The organism is Pseudoalteromonas sp. SG45-3 (assembly GCF_014164075.1).
Lineage (GTDB): Bacteria > Pseudomonadota > Gammaproteobacteria > Enterobacterales > Alteromonadaceae > Pseudoalteromonas > Pseudoalteromonas distincta.
In genome coordinates, this window is record NZ_JACJEN010000068.1 from 1 (window position 1) to 418 (window position 418).

Sequence of the window (418 nt, forward strand, 5' to 3'; positions counted from 1 at the left end):
AGTGTTATTAAGAAAGCTCGCCTGAAACGAGTCTAAAAATTCAGTTGTCCTAGTGACACATTTATGTGTCCCCATCGTCTAGAGGCCTAGGACACCGCCCTTTCACGGCGGTAACAGGGGTTCGAATCCCCTTGGGGACGCCACTTACTATTTTAAGTATTGTGTAAAGCAGTGTGACACCGCACTCTCTATGCACGACGTTATCAAGAGTACTAATCTCTTGGGGACGCCACTTACTTATTTTTAATAGGGAAGTGAAGTGTTATTAAGAAAGCTCGCCTGAAACGAGTCTAAAAATTCAGTTGTCCTAGTGACACATTTATGTGTCCCCATCGTCTAGAGGCCTAGGACACCGCCCTTTCACGGCGGTAACAGGGGTTCGAATCCCCTTGGGGACGCCACTTACTATTTTAAGTAT

At 45.9% G+C, this 418-nt stretch carries 2 tRNA genes; both read left to right on the plus strand.

The features are described 5' to 3' along the window. Positions 1-67: 67 nt before the first annotated feature. Positions 68-143 (plus strand) — tRNA-Glu (locus tag H5126_RS21290). 182 nt (positions 144-325) lie between these two features. Continuing rightward, positions 326-401: transfer RNA gene (locus tag H5126_RS21295), tRNA-Glu, on the plus strand. Positions 402-418 lie beyond the last annotated feature (17 nt).